This window comes from Levilactobacillus muriae (genome assembly GCF_045862015.1).
Lineage (GTDB): Bacteria > Bacillota > Bacilli > Lactobacillales > Lactobacillaceae > Levilactobacillus > Levilactobacillus muriae.
Genome location: NZ_BAAFRU010000043.1, coordinates 1 through 4,618 on the forward strand (window position 1 = coordinate 1; position 4,618 = coordinate 4,618).

Genomic DNA, 4,618 nt, shown 5'->3' on the forward strand with positions numbered 1-4,618 from the left:
TAAACTGAGTCATGGGGAAAGCCTCCTATGTCCTATGAAGTGAGTGTGGTTGCTAACTATCATAAGGGAGAGGCTTTCCCTTTTCAATTGCTTATTTTTCTATTTACACATAATTATTTAAACACTCTTTCTATACAATTCAGAAATCTTTTATGCATTTACACAAGATATTTTACGCTCTCTCAGATTCGGTTTGTTGAGGTAATGATGGTTGTGATTGTTTGTGTGTAGTTAAATCTAATTGTTGTGCTTGATCGGCAATCCTATTAGTCGTTGCAATCTGTTCGTCCTTAACCTCTAACTGCTGTTTAAGTAGCTCAATAAAAGCTGATTGTTCTTTGGTTTGAGCCTGTAAAAAATTATTAACCGTCAAACCGTACCAAGAAATTTTCGTGATCGATATTAGTAACCAAGCCCGTATTTCCCGGCGGACTTTTTACCGGAATTTCAAAAGCAAAGACGATGTGATTAATCAGTATGTTATTTCCTTACTAAAGAAATACACTGATTGGATCTTGCAAGTTAACCCCCAAACCTATAAAGAAGTCATCGATGACTTCTTTACTTACTGGCCAGCTCACTCAGCTAAATTGGCTTTGTTAGTTAAAGCTGGTTTAAGCTATAAGATCTTGGATAATACTAACCAAACGATGCCGGTTTTCTTTCGGCGTTTCCATCTCCGCCACCCCAGTGTTGCTTGACACGTCGATGTCACTAACGATACCAAAGTTGAATATATGACCCGCATTGCCGTCGGTATTTTCTGGAATACTTTTTGCTTATGGTTAGCCCAGCCGACGTCGATCACCATTCAAAATTTAGCAATCCTCGTCAAACATGATTTAAAGCAACTGGGCAATTACTAGTGGCCGAGAAATGCTAAAATAGAGTTGAGTTAACAATTATGAAGGGAGGAGCGTCAATTGGATAGTGAAATTATTGCCCGGCCATTGGTGACCATCACCAACGTCATTTGGAGTTTTAATACTGAATTACACCGACCACAATTACTATTGATTAAGCGGGCAGATGAACCTCTAAAGGGACATTGGGCCCTCCCCGAAACCCTCTTGCGGAGTAAAGAGAGTGCCGACGCGGCCTGCATTCGTCTAATTGACGATAAAATTGGCCTGCAAGTTCCGATGAATTCAACCGAACAACTGGCCACCTTTACAGATCCCAAGCGGGTTACGGGAACTCGGGCACTGGCACTCGCCTATATGACCTATTTACCATCAACCCCAAAATTGCATCCAGGGTATGGGGCCACAGATGCCCAATGGTTCGTGCTTGATAAAGATCAGGGCAACTATGTGATCACCCATGACCAACAGGAGATTATCCTAAGTCCCGCCGGTCACCTGGTCTTTGATCATATTCAAATCATTACTACCGCCATTAATCGGATTAAAAACAAGCTGGACTATCAACCCCAAATTCTTCGGATCTTAGGTAATACCTTTACCCTGCGCCAAGCGCGCGAAGTCTTTGCGGCTTTCTTAGGTACGACAATTGACAAGATTGATAATTCCAACTTTAAGAAAACTCACAACCACCTCTTCAAAGAAGTCGGGGTCGCCACTTTGAACCATTCTGGGCGGCCACCAAAGCTCTACCAACTTAACTAAAGGGCATCATTTGCATTTTGCTGCAAAGTATTTATACTAGACGTAAATAAAAGTCAACCATACTTTTATTTTTAGCCAAATTAAAGTAATTTTTACTTAAAAGGAAGCATTTAAGATGAATCTACAACTATTAACCGACTTATATGAATTTTCCATGGCCAATGGGTACTACGCTACCCTACCCCATGATCGACAAGCTCGCTTCGACGTCTTTTACCGCCGGGTTCCCGACAACGGTAGTTTTGTCATTGTCGCTGGTCTCCAGCAGGTGGTAGAACAAGTTCAAAATTGGCATTTCACTAAGGAGAATATTGAATACCTGACCTCCCTGAATGAATTTACTCCCGAGTTTTTGGATTACCTGAGCAAGATTAAAAATCACTGCTCGATTAAGGCTTTACCAGAAGGAACCCCTGTTTTCCCACGGGAACCAATTATTTCAATTAGTGGACCGTTGATTGAAGCCCAGCTGTTAGAAACCTTTATTCTAAACATCATTAACCATCAATCATTAATTGCGACGAAGTCTTGGCAAATCAACCATGCCGCTCAAGGCCGACCAATTATGGAATTTGGCGCGCGGCGGGCGCAAGGCCCTGATGCCGCCACGTATGGGGCGCGAGCCGCGGTGATCGGCGGTTGTACCAGCACGTCGAACTTACAAGCAGCCAGTAAATTTAATATTCCCGCGGCCGGCACAATGGCACATGCCTGGGTCGAAAGCTTCTCTGATGAATTAAGTGCCTTTCAAGCTTGGGCCAAGGTTTATCCTGACAAAGTTTCCTTGCTCGTTGATACTTATGATGTCTTGAAGTCAGGAGTGCCGAACGCGATTCGGGTCTTCAAGCAAGTTAGCGCTCAAGGGCACCAACCAGTCGGGATCCGGATAGATTCCGGTGACATTTCGCAATTAGCCATCAAAGCCCGGAAGATGCTCGATGATGCTGGCTTCCCCAAGGCAAAGATTACAGCTTCAAATGCCCTTGATGCGCATGTAGTTAAGTCGTTGTTGGATGAAGGAGCTCCAATTGATAACTTTGGGATTGGGGAACGTTTAATTACCAGTTCCTCCAGTCCGGTATTAAGTGGCGTTTATAAGCTCGCCGAAGAAAAGATTAATGATCAATGGATCCCAAAAATTAAGGTTAGTGATAGCAGAGAAAAGATCACCCTTCCTGGTAATAAGCAAGTTTACCGGATTTACCGGCAAGATAACCTTCATCAAGCGATCGCCGATGTGATTGCCCTGGCTGATGAGCACATCACGGCTCCATTGAAAGTGGTTAATGCTAATTCGGCAGCCACGCACGCCAGCCAAGTTCTGACTAATTTTAATGCTAAGCCATTGATGCAAGAATATCTGGGTTCCAATGCTTCCCCAATCGAAAATGATCTCTTTAAGATTCAGCAATTCTCAATGGATCAAGTAGCAGAATTACCAGAAGCCACAAAACGGTTAGTTAACCCCGATCGGTACCCAGTTTACTTAACAGCTACATTGGCTGAATTGCAAGAACAGTTAATTACTAAAGCTCAATTTACGGAGGAACATTAAGATGGCTAAAGCGCTCTTAATTATTGACTATACAAACGACTTTGTGGCTGATAAGGGATCACTAACGGTTGGCAAGCCAGCGCAGACGTTGGCCCCAGAAATTATGCGGTTAGCCGATCAATTCTTAAGCCAGCATGATTATGTGATCTTTCCTACTGATGGTCACCGGCTTAATGACCCATTCAATCCAGAAACCAAACTATATCCGGCCCATAATATTATTGGGACGACCGGTCAGAAACTATACGGCCAAGTCGGCAGCTGGTTTGATCAACATCATGACGACTCCCATGTCTACAAATTCAATAAGAACCGTTACTCCTCCTTCCAAAACACCAATTTGGATAACTACCTGCGGGAACGGCGGATTGATGAAGTCTGGATTGCTGGTGTCTGCACTGATATTTGTGTCCTCCACACCGCAATCAGTGCCTACAACCTGGATTACCACATTGTGATTCCACAAGCAGCCGTGGCCACGTTCTCACCAGCTGGTGCTGAATGGGCGATGAATCATTTTAAAAACGTATTAGGGGCCACAATTCGATAATTCACTTTCAAATGATTATCAAAAAAACCACGAATTAATTACAAAAAATTCCCTTTGCTAAATGCATTGGGAATTTTTCTTTTGGCGTTACCTTTCTAGGGTAAAAGGTAACATTTTATTTTCAAATACAATCTTGAAAATAAAAACGTGTACGATGAATCGAAAGCTACTAAGCATGCAATCGAAGAATGGAACAACAAACACTTTCAGAACTATGTTGAGCACAGTTGTTTGCATTCCGATTAATAAATGATACCACTCTAACATGATTCCCATCATTTTCTCAAAATAGTTTTGCTGCTCATAAAAAACGGTTTTTAATTTATCTGACATATAAGTCTCATCTTTTTATATTAAACTTTTTGCGATATCTGATAAAGGTCGTCCGTTTAATCCCGGTATTTCGAGTCACATCAATGTCACTCATGCCTGCCTGGTAAAGCTTAAAAGCATGTTGCAGGCGGGGATCGTCTTGGGTGTATTGGGGTTTGCGCCCATGATATTTACCCTGTCGCTTAGCTAAGGCAATTCCTTGCTGCTGGCGCTCAATGATTCGCTTACGTTCACTTTCGGCCTGATACTTATAGAGTTCAATAATCAAGTTGGTCATCAGTTGCCGTAAGTTGGGATCCGCAATCCCGGTCATGGACGGTAAATTTAACACATCTAAGGTGGCCCCCTTATTTTGAATGGTGTTCATAATCTTAGTTAAATCCTGGTTGTTTCTGCCTAAGCGATCTAATTCAGTGACCAGGACGATATCACCCTCACGAATATAGGCCAGCATTTTTTGCAGTTCTGGCCGATTAGTGTTAGCCCCACTTAATTTATCCGTAAATAATTTATCAACGTCTTTTAAAGCCGCTAACTGTCGATCTAAATGTT

At 42.5% G+C, this 4,618-nt stretch carries 6 protein-coding genes; 4 read left to right on the forward strand and 2 right to left on the reverse strand.

What is annotated here, in order from left to right:
- Positions 1–172: 172 nt before the first annotated feature.
- A complete protein-coding gene (locus ACKTSF_RS14070; protein ID WP_225361824.1) occupies positions 173–373 on the reverse strand; it encodes a DUF536 domain-containing protein in 201 nt (66 codons plus the stop codon).
- 91 nt (positions 374–464) lie between these two features.
- Here ACKTSF_RS14070 and ACKTSF_RS14075 point away from each other — a divergent pair, with 91 nt between their 5' ends.
- From ACKTSF_RS14075 to ACKTSF_RS14090, 4 genes are all read left to right on the forward strand, one after another.
- On the forward strand, positions 465–701 hold the full coding sequence (locus ACKTSF_RS14075) for a TetR/AcrR family transcriptional regulator (RefSeq protein ID WP_263853814.1): 237 nt from the start codon (positions 465–467) through the stop codon (positions 699–701).
- 222 nt (positions 702–923) lie between these two features.
- The gene (locus ACKTSF_RS14080; protein ID WP_107696700.1) at positions 924–1,628 is read left to right on the forward strand and encodes an NUDIX hydrolase; all 705 of its coding nucleotides are present in this window, start codon (positions 924–926) and stop codon (positions 1,626–1,628) included.
- Positions 1,629–1,743: 115 nt separating this feature from the next.
- Positions 1,744–3,183 carry a nicotinate phosphoribosyltransferase gene (locus ACKTSF_RS14085; RefSeq protein WP_057785053.1) on the forward strand — a complete coding sequence of 480 codons (1,440 nt, stop codon included), beginning with the start codon at positions 1,744–1,746 and terminating at the stop codon, positions 3,181–3,183.
- A 1-nt stretch (position 3,184) separates the two neighbouring features.
- Positions 3,185–3,733: a cysteine hydrolase family protein gene (locus ACKTSF_RS14090; protein WP_003712348.1), complete on the forward strand. Its 549-nt coding sequence runs from the start codon at positions 3,185–3,187 to the stop codon at positions 3,731–3,733.
- Between the two features lie 340 nt (positions 3,734–4,073).
- Here the strand turns inward: ACKTSF_RS14090 and ACKTSF_RS14095 are convergent.
- The coding region (locus tag ACKTSF_RS14095) for a recombinase family protein (RefSeq protein ID WP_407890231.1) at positions 4,074–4,618 on the reverse strand (545 nt) is incomplete at its 5' end.

Excerpts from the sequence above, each read along its gene's own strand:
- ACKTSF_RS14090 (WP_003712348.1), top strand. The coding sequence starts at position 3,185 with ATGGCTAAAGCGCTCTTAATTATTGACTATACAAACGACTTTGTGGCT.
- ACKTSF_RS14085 (WP_057785053.1), top strand. The coding sequence starts at position 1,744 with ATGAATCTACAACTATTAACCGACTTATATGAATTTTCCATGGCCAAT.